14 protein-coding genes are annotated in these 14,825 nt (G+C 70.1%); 7 read left to right on the top strand and 7 right to left on the bottom strand.

The features are described from left to right. Nucleotides 1–37: 37 nt before the first annotated feature. Nucleotides 38–727, top strand: coding sequence for a phosphate signaling complex protein PhoU (gene phoU / locus CW359_RS37930; RefSeq protein ID WP_105974766.1), 690 nt, complete (start codon nt 38–40; stop codon nt 725–727). A gap of 584 nt (nt 728–1,311) precedes the next feature. After that, nucleotides 1,312–2,448, top strand: coding sequence for a sugar ABC transporter substrate-binding protein (locus CW359_RS37925; RefSeq protein WP_105974765.1), 1,137 nt, complete (start codon nt 1,312–1,314; stop codon nt 2,446–2,448). Nucleotides 2,449–2,561: 113 nt separating this feature from the next. On the opposite strand, the gene CW359_RS37920 is transcribed toward CW359_RS37925, so the two are convergent. Next, nucleotides 2,562–3,368 (bottom strand): hypothetical protein, encoded by an 807-nt coding sequence (locus tag CW359_RS37920; RefSeq protein WP_105974764.1) that lies wholly within the window; start codon nt 3,366–3,368, stop codon nt 2,562–2,564. A gap of 410 nt (nt 3,369–3,778) precedes the next feature. Next, on the bottom strand, nt 3,779–4,540 hold the full coding sequence (locus CW359_RS37915) for a phosphoglyceromutase (RefSeq protein ID WP_105974763.1): 762 nt from the start codon (nt 4,538–4,540) through the stop codon (nt 3,779–3,781). Nucleotides 4,541–4,724: 184 nt separating this feature from the next. Between CW359_RS37915 and CW359_RS37910 the strand changes: the two genes are divergently transcribed. After that, entirely contained in the window at nt 4,725–6,089 is a 1,365-nt protein-coding gene (locus tag CW359_RS37910; RefSeq protein WP_105974762.1) for an MDR family MFS transporter, read from the top strand. Here CW359_RS37910 and CW359_RS37905 read toward each other — a convergent pair. Continuing rightward, nucleotides 6,064–6,498, bottom strand: coding sequence for a DUF2000 domain-containing protein (locus CW359_RS37905; protein WP_105974761.1), 435 nt, complete (start codon nt 6,496–6,498; stop codon nt 6,064–6,066). The two genes, CW359_RS37910 and CW359_RS37905, sit on opposite strands and share 26 nt — an antisense overlap. A 49-nt stretch (nt 6,499–6,547) precedes the next feature. Here CW359_RS37905 and CW359_RS37900 point away from each other — a divergent pair, with 49 nt between their 5' ends. Further along, the gene (locus CW359_RS37900) at nt 6,548–7,411 is read left to right on the top strand and encodes a helix-turn-helix transcriptional regulator (RefSeq protein ID WP_105974760.1); all 864 of its coding nucleotides are present in this window, start codon (nt 6,548–6,550) and stop codon (nt 7,409–7,411) included. Here the strand turns inward: CW359_RS37900 and CW359_RS37895 are convergent. Then, nucleotides 7,347–7,871, bottom strand: coding sequence for a type III secretion system chaperone family protein (locus CW359_RS37895; protein WP_105974759.1), 525 nt, complete (start codon nt 7,869–7,871; stop codon nt 7,347–7,349). The two genes, CW359_RS37900 and CW359_RS37895, sit on opposite strands and share 65 nt — an antisense overlap. Continuing rightward, a complete protein-coding gene (gene mshA, locus CW359_RS37890; protein WP_105974792.1) occupies nt 7,864–9,114 on the bottom strand; it encodes a D-inositol-3-phosphate glycosyltransferase in 1,251 nt (416 codons plus the stop codon). Before mshA ends, CW359_RS37895 begins: the two co-directional genes overlap by 8 nt. Nucleotides 9,115–9,369: 255 nt before the next feature. On the opposite strand from mshA, the gene CW359_RS37885 reads away from it, so the two are divergent. The 3 genes from CW359_RS37885 (at nt 9,370) to CW359_RS37875 (ending at nt 13,443) form a co-directional block, all read left to right on the top strand. Next, the gene (locus tag CW359_RS37885; protein WP_105974758.1) at nt 9,370–10,200 is read left to right on the top strand and encodes a class I SAM-dependent methyltransferase; all 831 of its coding nucleotides are present in this window, start codon (nt 9,370–9,372) and stop codon (nt 10,198–10,200) included. Between the two features lie 241 nt (nt 10,201–10,441). Continuing rightward, nucleotides 10,442–11,536 (top strand): C40 family peptidase, encoded by a 1,095-nt coding sequence (locus CW359_RS37880; RefSeq protein WP_105974757.1) that lies wholly within the window; start codon nt 10,442–10,444, stop codon nt 11,534–11,536. Between the two features lie 356 nt (nt 11,537–11,892). Continuing rightward, a complete protein-coding gene (locus CW359_RS37875; protein WP_105974791.1) occupies nt 11,893–13,443 on the top strand; it encodes a PP2C family protein-serine/threonine phosphatase in 1,551 nt (516 codons plus the stop codon). Between the two features lie 28 nt (nt 13,444–13,471). Here the strand turns inward: CW359_RS37875 and CW359_RS37870 are convergent, their stop codons facing one another. Both CW359_RS37870 and CW359_RS37865 read right to left on the bottom strand, forming a co-directional pair. Beyond that, complete coding sequence (locus CW359_RS37870; RefSeq protein WP_198655535.1) at nt 13,472–13,810, bottom strand: DUF2516 family protein; 339 nt, start codon at nt 13,808–13,810, stop codon at nt 13,472–13,474. A 247-nt stretch (nt 13,811–14,057) separates the two neighbouring features. Continuing rightward, nucleotides 14,058–14,747 (bottom strand): hypothetical protein, encoded by a 690-nt coding sequence (locus CW359_RS37865; protein WP_105974756.1) that lies wholly within the window; start codon nt 14,745–14,747, stop codon nt 14,058–14,060. Between the last annotated feature and the right edge of the window lie 78 nt (nt 14,748–14,825).

The following is a 14,825-nucleotide window of genomic DNA, read 5'->3' as shown; positions in this document are numbered from 1 at the left end:
TGGTGCCCCCGAATGGACGTCAAGAGAGGGACACCTGATGCGTGACGCGTACCACGAGGAACTTGACTCGATCGGCGACAGTCTGGTCGAGATGGCTCGTCTCGTCGGGTCGGCGATCGGGCGTGCCACGACGGCGATTCTCGACGCCGACCTGAAGCTGGCCGAGAGCGTCATCGAGGCCGACGCCAAGGTCGACGAGCTGCAGCACGACCTGGAGGGCCGCGCCATAGCGCTGCTGGCCCGCCAGCAGCCGGTCGCCACCGACCTGCGGATCGTCGTGACCTCGCTGCGGATGAGCGCCGACCTGGAGCGTTCCGGCGACCTCGCCCAGCACGTGGCCAAGCTGGCCCGGCTGCGCTTCCCGGAGCGGGCGGTCCCGCGCGACCTGCACGCCACGATCCTGGAGATGGGCCAGCTCGCCCAGCGTCTGATGGCGAAGGCGGCCGAGGTCATCATCACCAAGGACGTCGACCTGGCGCTGCAGCTGGAGTCGGACGACGACGAGATGGACCTGCTGCACCGCACCCTCTTCCAGCACCTGATCGACGAGCGCTGGAAGCACGGCATCGAGACGGCGGTCGACGTGACGCTGCTGGGCCGTTACTACGAGCGGTTCGCGGACCACGCGGTGTCGGTGGCCAAGCGGGTGGTGTTCCTGGTGACGGGTGAGCACGCGGACGAGCTGCAGCCGGACGTACAGCCGCCCACCGGGGTCGAGGGGGCCTGAACTCCCCTGTCCCCGGGGTCCCTTCGGCACCGCGGGGCCTGAACCTCCGTACTCCTGTGCGCCGTTGACGCGCCCGGCGGAGCGGGCATGCAATGGGGAGAAGGCAACCGTCTCCAGGATCCAGGCTCCAGGAGGGCCCCATGGCCGAGACCCCCAGCACGCCCGACCCGACGCAGGAACGCGAGACGCAGCACCCTGCCGAGATCAAGCACCTGCCCCTGTTCGGCGCCTGCGGCTGCGGTTCCGGCTGCGGGTGCGGATGCCAGTCGGGCGCACCCTGCCAGTGCGGTTGACGCTCGGCGTCGGTCACTTGGACCCCGTTCTCTCCCGATGTGGAGAGGACGGGGTTCTTTTGTGTGCGCAGGTGTCGTTCGCCCTGTTCCCGGCCGGGTCCGGGCGGCCCCGGCCGTCGCCGAACGGGCATAGACTTCACCGCAGTTGACGCTCTGGCTCTGTACATGCACAACAGGCACCCTGTTGCCATCCCGTTAACCAGTACTTCTTGACGTTACGTGGTGTCCCGGCGTTGGCTTCCGTATCTGTATCTGGGTTCGTCATGCTTCCCCGCCTGGAAGGCACCTCCCGTGAACGCTCGTACCCCCCGTCGGAACGCCGCTCGCCGTACCGCGATCGCGGTGACGGCCACCGCCTCGGCCCTCTCGCTCGCCGCGTGCGGCGTGATCGACAGCGCAGGCGGCAGCAGCGGTTCGGCGGCGCCCAAGAAGGGCGACGACATCACGGTGGGGCTGCTGCTGCCGGACAAGGAGACGAAGCGCTTCGAGAAGTTCGACTACCCGCTCTTCAAGAAGCAGGTCACGGCCCTGACCAGCGGCAAGGGCAAGGTCCTGTACGCCAACGCCGAGGCCGACAAGACCAAGCAGAACCAGCAGCTCGAAGAGATGGTCGCCGCGAAGGTGGACGTCCTGGTGGTCGACGCGATCGACGCGAAGACGATCGCGCCGGCCATCCAGAAGGCCAAGGACGCGGACATACCCGTCATCGCGTACGACCGGCTGGCCGAGGGTCCGATCGACGCGTATGTCTCCCACGACAACGAGCTGGTCGGCGAGGTGCAGGGCCGCTCGATCGTCGAGGCGCTCGGCGACAAGGCCGCGACCAGCAAGATCGTCATGATCAACGGCTCGCTCACGGACCCGAACACGGCCCGCTTCCAGACCGGCGCGATGAACGAGCTGCAGGGCAAGGTGCAGGTCGCGGCGGAGTACAACACCAAGGACTGGCTGCCCGAGGTCGCCAAGACCAACATGGAGACCGCGATCAGGGCGGTCGGGCTGGGCAACATCGCCGCCGTGTACTCGGCGAACGACGGTATGGCCGGCGCGGTCATCGACGCGCTGAAGGAGGCGGGCGCCTCGAAGATCCCGCCGGTGACCGGGCAGGACGCGGACCTGGCGGCGGTGCAGCGGATCGTCTCGGGCGAGCAGTACATGAGCGTGTACAAGTCGTTCATCCTGGAGGCCAACAACGCCGCGTCCATGGCGGTGGCCAAGGTCCAGGGCCGCTCGATCGAGTTCGACGCGCTGACCCGGGACAGTGTCGACAGCCCGACGCAGAAGAAGATCCCGTCGATGCTGGTGCCGGTGGTGGCGCTCACCAAGGAGAACATCAAGGACACGGTGATCCGGGACGGTGTGTACACCGTGCGGGACATCTGTACGGCCGAGTACGAGGCGGCCTGCGAGGAGATCGGCCTCAAGTAGGACACGTACACACGTACACACGTACGGAGAACAGCAACAGCACTGCGATGGGCCCCTGCCCGCGGAGAAGGAGAACCCGCGGGCAGGGGCCCTTTCGCACTACCGGGTGGGGCTTACTTCACATCGACGTAGTCGGTCCAGCCGGCCGAGGGCAGGGTGAGCTTCGTGCCCTGGAAGGTGTAGCGGTACGCGCCGTCCGCCGTCGCCTTGACGGTGGTGGTGGCCCAGCCGTTCCGGTCGGTCTTGATCTTCTTCAGCGTGACGAAGGGGCCGCTCGTGCCCTTGCGGTACTGGAGGAGCACCTGGTGCCCGATGAGGGGCACGTTCGTGTTCTTCTCCCAGCTGGCGACGGTCACCTGGGCCTTCACCGTGAGGTTCTTGCCCTTGCTCACCGGCTCCGGGGTGGCGTCGGTCTGGTTCATGTAGGTCGCGCGCTTGATCCAGGCGAAGGAGGTGAGGTCGTAGAGGCCGTCCCCGCGGGTGACGTTCCCTTCGCCGTCGACGGCGATGAAGCTCAGGTACCAGAGACCGGCGAGGGCGTTGCTGTGGAGGTTGGTCTTCGGGTCGGCGCTCAGGAGGGCCTCGCACCAGGTGGTGATCTTGTTGACCTCGTGGCAGTTGGCGGACGCGGTGATGGCCGCCTCGGGCTTCTCCGGGTCGTCTCCGCGCCGCAGCTCGACCTTCACGCTCTTGATGCCGGACGGGTCGGTGACCGTCGCGGAGATCGGGATCAGTCTCTTCTTCGCGGCCTCGACGCCGACGGTGTAGTTCTGCCAGTCGTGGTTGACCTCGATGTTCGAGAACTTCGAGGCCGAGTCGTCCTGATCGGCCCCGGCTGCCGGACCGGCGAGAGCGGTGACGGCCAGAGCGGCGCTGAGAGCAGCGGCGGTAGTGGTGGCGACAGTGGCGCGTAGGCGCATGGCGTGGGTTCCCCTGTTAGGTGAATCGGGTGGTGCTTTCACCTGCGTGAGACTGATGGGGTGGGTGGAGGGTTGTGCAGTTCGCGGGTCGGGCTCGGAACTCAACTCCGGCGCCTGGCCGGGCTGGTGGGATCGTGGGGTGCCGACGGGGGACGGAACGAGGGGCCGGACAAGGGACGGGACGGGCGATGGCGGACGCGGGCTGACAGGGCTGAGCCTCTGGCACAGCAAGGTCCTGGCCACGCGGGAGCACGTGCGGAGGCGAGGGAACAGCCGGAGCCGGACTTCCTCAGGCTCTGAGGGCTCTGAGGGCTACCGCGTCGGCCACACTCGGCCCGGAGCAGACGACAGCCCCTGATCTGCACCATGTGCGCAGGTCAGGGGCGTGGTCGCGAGGGTTGCCGCGAGGGTTACTTCTTCTTGCCCTGGTTCTTGACCGCCTCGATCGCAGCCGCAGCCGCGTCCGGGTCCAGGTAGGTGCCGCCCGGGTTCAGTGGCTTGAAGTCGGCGTCCAGTTCGTAGGCGAGGGGGATGCCCGTCGGGATGTTCAGGCCCGAGATCGCCTCGTCCGAGATGCCGTCCAGGTGCTTGACCAGGCCGCGGAGGCTGTTGCCGTGGGCCGCCACCAGGACCGTACGGCCTGCCAGGAGGTCGGGGACGATGCCGTCGTACCAGTACGGAAGCATGCGGACGACGACGTCCTTCAGGCACTCCGTGCGCGGGCGCAGCTCCGGGGGGATCGTCGCGTAGCGCGGGTCGGCCGACTGGGAGAACTCCGTGCCGTCCTCCAGGGGCGGCGGCGGGGTGTCGTACGAGCGGCGCCAGAGCATGAACTGCTCCTCGCCGAACTCGGCGAGCGTCTGGGCCTTGTCCTTGCCCTGGAGGGCGCCGTAGTGGCGCTCGTTCAGGCGCCAGCTGCGGTGTACGGGGATCCAGTGGCGGTCCGCGGACTCCAGGGCCAGCTGGGCCGTGCGGATCGCGCGCTTCTGGAGGGACGTGTGGACCACGTCGGGGAGGAGGCCGGCGTCCTTGAGCAGCTCACCGCCGCGGACCGCCTCCTTCTCGCCCTTCTCGTTGAGGTTGACGTCCACCCAGCCGGTGAACAGGTTCTTCGCGTTCCATTCGCTCTCGCCGTGGCGGAGGAGGATCAGCTTGTACGGTGCGTCGGCCATGCCCCCGAGCGTAATAGAACGTCCTGATCCGCCGCCAAGGCGTCCATCACTCACCGACGGTTGACTGGATCTGTTAATCGAGTGGTCCCCTCGCGCGAGCCGCTCGTAAGTTGTCATCACCGTCCGAGCCGCTTACGCCGGTGCTCGATCCGTATCCGTCAATCCGTATCCGTGGGGGATCCCTGTGTCACTCGCCGCCCTGAAACGCGCCGCCCGTGAGTCCGTCTCCGGGTTGCCCCGCGAGTTCTGGTGGCTATGGACCAGCACCCTCGTCAACCGGCTCGGTGCCTTCGTCGCCACCTTCATGGCGATCTACCTGACCCTCGACCGCGGCTACTCCGCCTCGTACGCCGGTCTCGTCGTCGCCCTGCACGGCCTCGGCGGGGTCGTGTCGTCGATCGGCGGCGGTGTCATGACCGACCGGCTCGGGCGGCGGCCCACGCTGCTCATCGCGCAGTCGTCCACCGCCTTCTCCGTCGCCCTGCTCGGCTTCGTGCACGACCCCGTCGCCATCGCCGCCGTCGCCTTCCTCGTCGGCATGGCCAGCAACGCCTCCCGGCCCGCCGTGCAGGCGATGATGGCCGACATCGTGCGGCCCGAGGACCGCGTACGGGCCTTCTCGCTCAACTACTGGGCCATCAACCTCGGCTTCGCCGTCTCCTCCGCGGGCGCCGGGTTCATCGCCGAGGTCAGCTATGTCGCCGGGTTCCTCGTCGAGGCCGCGATGACGCTGGCCTGCGCGATCGTCATCTTCCTCAAGCTGCCCGAGTCACGGCCGGCGCCGACCACGAAGGCCGAGCAGGAGGAAGCCTCCGTCGGGCTCAGGACCGTACTGCGTGACGGCCGCTTCATGGGCGTCGTCGGCCTGGCCTTCCTGGTCGCGCTCATCTTCCAGCAGGGTGCCGTCGGGCTGCCGATCGCGATGGGAGAGGCCGGCTTCACCCCGGCGGACTTCGGAATGGTCATCGCCGTCAACGGCGTACTCGTGGTCGTGCTGCAGATCCCCGTCACCCGCTTCATCGAACGCCGGGACGCCCGCCGGCTCCTGCTGGCCTCCTCCCTCCTCGCCGGATACGGGTTCGGGCTCACCGCCTTCGCCGGGTCGGTCGGCATCTTCATCCTCACCGTCTGCGTCTGGACCCTCGCCGAGATCGTCAACGCGCCCACCCAGACCGGGCTGGTCGTCCGCCTGTCCCCGCTGCACGGACGCGGTCGCTACCAGGGCATGTACACGATGTCCTGGTCGGTCGCCGGCCTCGTCGCCCCCCTGATGTCCGGCTTCGTCATCGACCACCTCGGCGCGGAGTGGCTGTGGGGGCTGTGCGCGGTCATCGGGACGGTGGCGGGGGTGGGGTACTGGCTGCTCATGGGGCGGGTTTCGGAGGGGGATGTGGATGCGGTCCCGGCCCAGGACCCGTCCCGGGAAGCGGCCGAGGCCGTGGTCGAGGGGGTCGTCAAGGACGACGCCGTCCACGACTCCCCCACGCCCGTCAGCTCCGCACCCGCCACCGCCACCGGCCCCGTCACGGGTGCATCCGCGACCCCTTGATCACCTTGTCCACCGCGTTCTTCGGCCCGTACACCGCGAGCCCCACCAGATCCAGCTCCGCCGTCCGCACCGCCCGTACCGCCGCCCGGTTGTCGCGGTCGTTGCCCGTGGTGAAGAGGTCGCTCGTGAACACCGCGCGCGGGAGGGCGCGGGACAGCACGCGCGCGTGGGCGGCGGTCAGGGTCTCCTTCGTGGCCTCGAAGACCAGGACCGGCTGGCGGAACATCGGCAGGTAGCGCACGCCGTCGCCGTCCTCGTAGGGGTCGCCGATCACCTCAGGGACCTGGGTGCCCAGGCCGCTGACCAGGAACGCCGTCACGTTCAGGCGCTGCCAGGGTTCCAGATCCTCGCGCAGGATCACGGCGATCTTCGTGTCGAAGCGGATGGCTTCGGTCGGTTCGGTGTTCATGGTCCGAGACTGCCGAGCCTCCTACGACCCCGTCTTGTACGTTCTTTGCATGGCCACCCGGCAGGAAGCACGGCAGGAGGTCTCCGCCTGGCGCCCGGCCGTGACCGGCGTCGTCGAGGTCTTCCACGCCCACTTCACCGAGTACGCGTACCCCATGCACGTACACGACACCTGGACCCTCCTGATCGTCGACGACGGCGCCGTACGGTACGACCTCGACCGGCACGAGCGCGGCACCCCGCACGACACCGTGACCCTGTTGCCGCCGCACGTGCCGCACAACGGGTCCGCCGTCACTCCGGAGGGGTTCCGGAAGCGGGTGCTCTACCTCGACTCCACGCACCTCGGCGACGAGTTCATCGGCGCCGCCGTCGACCGGCCCGACCTGCGCGACCCCCTGCTGCGGCTGCGCGTCGGGCAGTTGCACGGTGCGCTCGTACGGCCCGGGGAGGAGTTCGAGGCCGCCAGCCGGCTGGCCTTCGTCGCCGAGCGGCTGCGGGTTCGGTTGCGGGACGCCGACCCGTCTTCTCGTCCCCCGCTCGCCGATCCCTCCCTCGCCCGGCAGTTGCGCGAGTTGCTCGACGAGCGGCTCGTCGACGGGGTCACGCTCGACGAGGCCGCGCGGCTCGTGCACGCCCATCCGGCGCATCTCGTACGGGCGTTCAGTGCCGCTTTCGGGATGGCGCCGCATCAGTATCTGACCGCCCGGCGCGTCGACCGTGCCCGGCGGCTGCTGCTCGACGGGCGGTCTCCGGGGGAGGTCGCGGTCGCCGCAGGGTTCTACGACCAGGCCCATCTCACCCGCCACTTCAGGAAGTTGGTGGGTGTGCCGCCCGGGCGGTACCGTCTCAGTGGCGGGGGCCGTCTGTCTCAGGCTGGCCGTCCGCCTCAGGGCGCTGCGTCAGGTGCGTGAACGCGTCCAGGTTGCGGGTCGACTCGCCGCGGGAGACCCGCCAGGCGTACTCCTTGCGGATCGCCGACGCGAAGCCCAGCTCCAGCAGGGTGTTGAAGCCGCCGTCCGCCGCCTCCAGGACCGAGCCGAGCAGGCGGTCGATCTCCTCGGGGGTGACCGTGGCGAGCGGGAGCTTGGAGGTGACGTAGACGTCGCCCAGGCGGTCCACCGCGTAACTCACGCCGTACAGCTTGAGGTTGCGCTCCAGGAGCCAGCGGTGGACGCCCTGCTCGTTCTCGTCGGGGTGGCGGATCACGAACGCGTTCAGGGAGAGGGAGTGCTTGCCCAGGAGGAGCGAGACCGTCGTCGAGAGTTTGCGGGTGCCCGGGAGTTTTACTACGTAGTTGCCGGGGTTCGGGCTCTCCCACTCCAGGTCCGCCTCGGTGAGGACCTGTTCGATGATCGACGCCGCATCAGCCATGCAGCGAGCGTACGCGACGCCTGTGGGCCTGCATCGCGGCCGTGTAGACGTCCGCCGTGGCCGCCGCCGAGGCGTCCCAGCCGAAACGTTTCGCGTGCCGGGCCGCCGTCGCGCCCATCCGGGCGGACAGGGTCTCGTCGTCGGCGAAATCGCGCAGCACGCGCGCGTAGGCGGCCGGGTCGTGGCCCTGGACCAGGAATCCCGTACGGCCCTCCGCGACCGCCACCGGGAGGCCGCCCACCGCTGCCGCGAGGACCGGGGTACCTGCCGCCTGCGCCTCTATGGCCACCAGGCCGAACGATTCGCTGTACGACGGCATGACCAGGACCGACGCCGCCCGGAACCAGTCCGCCAGCTGCTCCTGGCCGACCGGCGGGCGGAAGCGTACGACGTCCGCGATGCCGAGGCGGGCGGCCAGTTTCTGCAGGCCCTCCGGTTTGGCCAGGCCGCTGCCGCTCGGGCCGCCGACCACCGGGACGACCATCCGGGAGCGCAGCTCGGGGCGCTCGTCCAAGAGGACGGCGACCGCGCGGAGCAGCACGTCGGGGGCCTTCAGGGGCTGTATGCGGCCCGCGAAGAGGGGGATCAGGGCGTCCTGCGGGAGGCCGAGGCGGGCGCGGGCGGCGGCGCGGCCGTCGGCCGGGGAGAAGCGGTCGAGGTTGACGCCCGGGTGGACCACGGCGACCTTGTCGGGGTCGGCGTCGTAGTGGCGTACGAGTTCGTCGGCCTCCTCCGCGGTGTTGGCGATGAGGCGGTCGGAGGCGGCCACGACCTGCATCTCGCCGATGACGCGGGCGGCGGGCTCGGGGTTGTCGCCGTCGGCCAGGGCGGCGTTCTTGACCTTGGCCATGGTGTGCATGGCGTGCACCAGGGGGGTGCCCCAGCGCTGGGCGGCGAGCCAGCCGACGTGGCCGGAGAGCCAGTAGTGCGAGTGGACGAGGTCGTAGTGGCCGGGGCGGTGACCGGCCCAGGCCTGCATGACGCCGTGCGTGAAGGCGCATAGCTGGGCGGGCAGGTCCTCCTTGGCGAGGCCCTCGTAGGGGCCCGCGTCGACGTGTCGGACGAGGACGCCGGGGGCCAGTTCGACGGCCGGGGGGAGGGCGCCCGTGGTGGCCCGGGTGAAGATCTCGACCTCGATGTTGATCGCGGCGAGGCGCTGCGCCAGCTCGACGATGTAGACGTTCATCCCGCCCGCGTCGCCGGTGCCGGGCTGGTGGAGGGGCGAGGTGTGCACGGAGAGCATGGCTACGCGGCGGGGCCTGCGACGGCGGCCCAGCCGGCCGATGTACTGGCTGCCGATGTACTGGCTCACCTGGCGTTCCTCCTCCGGCCCCGTTTCCTGCTGCTCCTGCTGTTCCTGCTGCCCTACGTGGAACGCTCTGCGCCCCCGGCTCCGAAGGGTCAACGCCGGAAGAGCGCAACCCATTTCCCCTTTGCCGAATCATTACTATTTTCCGCTCAACCGTTCGATAGTCCGTCGCCCCTTACTCTCGTACGCATGGCTGCCCGCACCCCGACGACCAGACCCGTGGGCACGGTGACGCGCGGGACGACCAACCCCAACCGGCTGCGCCGTATGGACCGCTGGATCGCGGCCACGCACGGCGCGGCGCTGCGCCGCGCCCCCTCCCCCGTCGCGGTCGACCTCGGGTACGGCGCCGCACCCTGGACGGCCGTGGAACTGCTCGCGCGGCTGCGTACCGTGGCGCCACGCGCGCGCGTGGTGGGCGTCGAGATCGAACCGGCCCGGGTCGCGGCGGCGCGGCCGTACGAGCGCGAGGGGCTCGTCTTCCGGCACGGCGGCTTCGAGATCCCGGTGCCGGAGCGGCCGGCGCTGATCCGCGCGGCGAACGTGCTGCGGCAGTACGAGGAGGACGAGGTCGCCGGGGTCTGGGCGCGGCTGTGCGCCCGGCTCGCGCCGGCCGACGAGATCGCCGGGGTCGGCGGGTTCCCCGGGGGCGGGCTGCTCGTCGAGGGGACGTGCGACGAGATCGGGCGGCGGCACGTCTGGGTCGCCCTCGGCCCGGAAGGCCCGCGCACGGTCACCTTCGCGGCCCGACTCGGTTCTCTGGAGCGCCCCTCCGACCTCGCCGAGCGCCTCCCGAAGGCCCTCATCCACCGCAACGTCCCCGGCGAACCGGTGCACGCCTTCCTGCGCGACTTCGACCGCGCCTGGGCGGCTGCGGCGCCCTATGCCTCGTACGGGGCCCGCCAGCGGTGGATCCGGGCGGTGCGGGACCTGTCGGGGGACTGGCCGGTGGTGGACGGGCCGGGGCGGTGGCGGCAGGGGGAAGTGACCGTGGGGTGGGGGGCGTTGGCGCCCCGCTAGAGGGTTCCGGCGGAACCTTTCGGGACGGTTCGGCAGCTTTTACGACTTTCCCGGTACCTCAAATTGCTCAGGATTCACGGGCAACGATCACCGCATCCCGTTCGTCACACATGCGGGGGATGCGGGAAGGGCAGGCACCTCGCTGGGGGTCTGTTTCTTTTTGCGGTGACATGGCACGATCCCCGGTGTCCGTAAGTTACTGACGGTTAATCAGGTGACGAAGGGTTCGGGGGTACGGGGAATGGGAGCCGGCAAGCGGGGTCTGGTCGCGACAGCCGTCGCAGTGGTCTGCGCGGTCACCGTCCTGGGCGGTGCGGGCAGCGCGTTCGCCGCACCGGCGCCGACGCCCACACCTACGCCGACCCCGGCGCCCACATCGGCCCCGAGTGTGACGCTGCCGCCGAACAGGGACCTGGAAGCCGTACACAAGAAGCTGGAGCAGCTTTACCACGACGCGGCGGTCGCCACGGACGCGTACAACGCGGCGGAGGAGGAGACCGAGCGGCAGTCCACCGAGATCGTCGAGCTGGCCCGGGAGATAGCCAAGGGGCAGGAGCGGCTGGCCGAGCTGAAGGACCGCGCGGGCGCGGCAGCCCGCGCCCAGTACCGCTCCGGGGGCCTGCCGCCGGAGGCGCGGCTGTGGCTGAGCGACGATCCGCAGGCCTGGCTGGAGGGCGTCGGCCGGATCCGCCAGGGCCAGAAGGCGACCACCGGCCTGCTCGCCGAACTGACGCGTACCCAGCAGGACTTGGAGCTGTACGCGCAGGACGCCTCGGCCCAGTGGACGAAGCTGGAGGCCAGCCGGAAGGCGAAGGCCGCCGCCCAGACGCGGATCAAGCAGCAGATCGCGGCGGCCGAGAAGCTGGAGTCCCAGCTGGAGAAGAAGGAGAAGGAGCGCCTCGCGGAGCTGGAGCGCGAGGCCGCCGCGAAGGCGCAGACCTCCTGGCTCAGCTCCGGCGTCCTCGACGACATCGACGCCAAGGCGACGGCGCAGGGCAAGAAGGCGGTGGAGTTCGCGACGGCCCAGATAGGCAAGCCGTACGTGTGGGGCGCCGAGGGCCCCGACTCCTTCGACTGCTCGGGCATGACGTCGGCGGCCTGGGCGGCGGCCGGTGTCCCCATACCGCGCACCTCGCAGCAACAGTGGGACCAGCTGACCCGCGTCGACGTCAAGGACATGCGGCCCGGCGACCTGATCGTCTACTTCGACGACGCGAGCCACATCGCGATGTACATCGGCGACGGCAAGATGGTGCACGCCCCGCGCCCGGGGCGGACGGTGACGATCGCGGGGGCGGGGTCGATGCCGATACTCGGGGTGGTCCGGCCCGGCTGAGTCCGGCCCGGCTGAGCCCGCCCCGCGCATCACGTATGAATCATCACGTACAGATCATCATGTACGGGACTTTTCCCGCCGTACGGCTCATACCGCACCGCGCGTGACCCGTCACACGTGACCCACCGCACCCACCAGCCCCTCCCAACCCTCCCGTGGACGTGACATTCGTCATTCCCGGGCGGGCAACCCGGTGCCCAAGTGCGTTACGGAACACGGCATATGACATCGGCGCCACTCCCGCGACGCGCCGCGACGCCATTCCGTTCCGGCCCCGCCAACCGCTATGGTCCCGGTCGGTGGATCGAGACCCCTCGCCCATCGTGCCCTCGGGGGGAGGGAAGGAACCCACGACGATGCCCGTACCCGTACCGCGGCAGAGAGCGATCCCGGCCGTGGAGAACGGTCAGGGGCCGACCCCGGCCATGCCCGGAGGAACGCCCTCCACAGGCACGCCCGGCCCCGCAGGCCTCAATGACTCCGGTGGCCCCGGTGGCCCTGGTAGCTCCGATAGCTCCAGTGGTGCCGCCGGCTCTGCTGGTACTGCTGGTGCCGTCGGCCTCGGTGGCCCTTCCGGTGAGACGGCTCCGCGCAAGGACCGCAGGGAGACGGCGGCGCCGCCGACCGGCGCGAACCCCGCCAAACCCGTCGTGAGCGGCACCGGCAACATCGCCGGCACGCATCTGACCCTCCTGCTGATCCAGGACGACCCGGGCGGCTCGCCCGTCGTGCCCGAGCTGCTCGACGCCGCCGGCAAGCCGATCCGTATCCGCACCGCCCGCAACCTCACCGAGGCCGAGCGGCTGCTCACCGACGACGTCCACTGCATCCTGCTGGACCTCGCGCTGCCCGCGCCGCCGACGCCCCTGTCGCCGAACAGTGACGACGGCAACGACGACGAGCTGGCGGTGCTCAAGCACGTACTGCGGCTCGCGCCCCGGCACGCGGTCCTCGCGCTCACCGCGTCCGGCGACGCCGAGCGCGGTACGGAGGCGGTGCGCGTCGGCGCCCAGGACTATCTCTTCCGCGACGAGCTGGACGGGCGGCTGCTGAGCCGGGCGATCCGCTACGCGGTGGAGAGGAAACGTTCCGACAGGGCCGAGCGGCGGCTCACCGAGTCCCGGCTGCGGGCCCAGGAGAACGCCCGCCTCGAACGTGGCCTGCTCCCCACCCCGCTGCTCGACGGCTCCTCGCTGCGCTTCGCCGCCCGCTACCGCCCCGGCCGCTCCCGCGCACTGCTCGGCGGCGACTTCTACGACACCGTGCGCACGCCCGACGGCACGGTCCACGCGATGATCGGCGATGTGTGCGGGCACGGTCCCGACGAGGCGGCGCTCGGGGTGGAGCTGCGGATCGCCTGGCGCGCGCTGACGTTGGCGGGGCTGTGCGGGGACGCGCTGCTGGGCACGCTGCAGCAGGTCCTGGAGCACGAACGCGAGAACGACGAGATCTTCGCGACGCTGTGCACGGTCGACATCTCGCCGGACGGCCGCAGTGCGGGCCTGTGCCTGGCGGGGCATCCGGCACCGCTGCTGGTGCGCCCGGGGCCGACGTCGGCCTCCGGGGACTCCTCGGGCGTCGCGTCGGCTGTCGCCGAGCTGCTGCCGTACGACAACAACGGTCCGGCGCTGGGGCTGCTGCCGGGGGCGCGCTGGCCTCGTACGCAGGTGCGACTCGGGGCCGAGTGGACGCTGATGCTCTACACGGACGGTCTGATAGAGGGCCATGTCGGCGAGGGCCGGGAACGGCTCGGCCAGGACGGCATGGTGGCGATGATCCGCCGCCAGCTGGCCCAGGGCCTGCGCGGCGAGAAGCTGCTGCGGGCGGCCGTGAGCGAGGTACGGCGGCTGAACGGCGGGGAGCTGACGGACGATCTGGCGGTACTGCTGCTGGATCGGCTGGCCTGAGTAACTACCTCTTGGCAGCTGGGGGAAGTCAGCGACCGCCGTTGTAGGGGCCGTACGGGCCGTCGCTGCTGGAGCCGCCGCCCTTGCGGCTGCGGCCACCGCCGGGCAGACCGCGCAGGGCCGGTCGTACGTCGACCATGTACACGATGGTCGCGACCAGGCCGATGATCGGCAGGAACGACAGGATGTTGAAGATCAGGTTCACCACGAAGGCGAGGGCGAGGACGATCAGCCAGAACGGCTTGGTCTTCTTGTCCGCCGCCCGGTAGGCGTCCTCGCGGCGCACCGCGGCGTCGATCAGCGCGAAGCCGCTGAAAAGGATCAGGGCCATGCTCAACAGCCACATGAACCCTGCGAACCCCTGCATCAGCACAACGTCCACCACCAAGCTCGGTCAGTTCGTATTCGAATGTGCGGTCAATGTCCGGTCACCGTACCCGCATCCGCAAACCCGCTACCCGAAGAACGGGCCGGGCACGCATGGAGTGCCCGACCCGTCCTGATACACACTGATTCACCCGTACGGCCCTGCCGACTCGGCAGGTTCCACTCGGCGGGTCCTGCTCGGCAGGTCCTACTTGGCAGGTCCTACTGCAGGTCCTGCTCGGCAGGTCCTACTTGGCGGGCGGCGGCGTCTTCCGCGCGGCGGGCTTGCGGGCGGCCGGGGCCTTCTTGGCGGCGGGCTTCTTCACGGAAGCTGCGGCGGGGGCGGCGGCGGTCTTGGCCTCCGGAGCCGGGGTCGTCTCCTCGGTCGCGACCTTGACCTCGACCTCGACCGGCTCGGCCTTCGGCTCGACGGCGATGGCCAGTTCCTCGATCTCCTCGGCGGCCTCGCCGCGCCAGGTCTTCACGGCCTGCTCGCCGTGCTCGGCGACCTTCTCGTACGTCTCGCGCGCCTTCACGGCGTACTCGGCGGCGACGCCGACACCGCGCAGGGCGAGGTCCTGGGCGCTCTCGCCGAGCTTCTTGAGGTCGGCGTCGATGGTGGAGCCGAGCTTCTTGAAGTCGCCGTCCAGGGTGCTGATGAACTCGCCGACCTTGGTCTGGATGGTCTCCTGCGCCTCCTTGGCACGTACGGAGGCCTTCTCCTGCGCGTCCTTGGCGCGGGCGGCGGCCTTCTCCTGAACGGCCTTCGGGTCGGTGCCGCGCACGGCCTCGATCCGGGCGGGCGCCTCGGCACGCAGCTGCTCGACCAGCCCGGGCACCTTCTTGGCCTGCTGGAGGGCGAGGTCGGCGGTGCCGGCGGCGAAGTAGAGCGGGGTGGGGTCGCTGAAGGTCTTGCGCAGGTCGTCGGTGATGGCCATGGTGATGGTCCTTCCCGTTTGCTCGGGGTCTGAGGGTTTTTGGGTTACCGCGAACGTCGGCCGAATCCTTCGCCTACT

Source organism: Streptomyces geranii, from assembly GCF_002954775.1.
In the GTDB taxonomy this organism is placed as follows: domain Bacteria; phylum Actinomycetota; class Actinomycetes; order Streptomycetales; family Streptomycetaceae; genus Streptomyces; species Streptomyces geranii.
This window is presented reverse-complemented; position numbering and strand designations above follow the sequence as displayed.

What these genes read in the sequence shown, in the direction of transcription:
- CW359_RS37905 (WP_105974761.1), bottom strand. Translation starts at nt 6,498, where the DNA reads ATGAACACCGAACCGACCGAAGCCATCCGCTTCGACACGAAGATCGCC.
- CW359_RS37870 (WP_198655535.1), bottom strand. Translation starts at nt 13,810, where the DNA reads ATGCAGGGGTTCGCAGGGTTCATGTGGCTGTTGAGCATGGCCCTGATC.
- CW359_RS37915 (WP_105974763.1), bottom strand. Translation starts at nt 4,540, where the DNA reads ATGGCCGACGCACCGTACAAGCTGATCCTCCTCCGCCACGGCGAGAGC.
- phoU (WP_105974766.1), top strand. Translation starts at nt 38, where the DNA reads ATGCGTGACGCGTACCACGAGGAACTTGACTCGATCGGCGACAGTCTG.
- CW359_RS37875 (WP_105974791.1), top strand. Translation starts at nt 11,893, where the DNA reads ATGCCCGTACCCGTACCGCGGCAGAGAGCGATCCCGGCCGTGGAGAAC.
- CW359_RS37880 (WP_105974757.1), top strand. Translation starts at nt 10,442, where the DNA reads ATGGGAGCCGGCAAGCGGGGTCTGGTCGCGACAGCCGTCGCAGTGGTC.
- CW359_RS37900 (WP_105974760.1), top strand. Translation starts at nt 6,548, where the DNA reads ATGGCCACCCGGCAGGAAGCACGGCAGGAGGTCTCCGCCTGGCGCCCG.
- CW359_RS37885 (WP_105974758.1), top strand. Translation starts at nt 9,370, where the DNA reads ATGGCTGCCCGCACCCCGACGACCAGACCCGTGGGCACGGTGACGCGC.
- CW359_RS37920 (WP_105974764.1), bottom strand. Translation starts at nt 3,368, where the DNA reads ATGCGCCTACGCGCCACTGTCGCCACCACTACCGCCGCTGCTCTCAGC.
- CW359_RS37865 (WP_105974756.1), bottom strand. Translation starts at nt 14,747, where the DNA reads ATGGCCATCACCGACGACCTGCGCAAGACCTTCAGCGACCCCACCCCG.
- mshA (WP_105974792.1), bottom strand. Translation starts at nt 9,114, where the DNA reads ATGCTCTCCGTGCACACCTCGCCCCTCCACCAGCCCGGCACCGGCGAC.
- CW359_RS37895 (WP_105974759.1), bottom strand. Translation starts at nt 7,871, where the DNA reads ATGGCTGATGCGGCGTCGATCATCGAACAGGTCCTCACCGAGGCGGAC.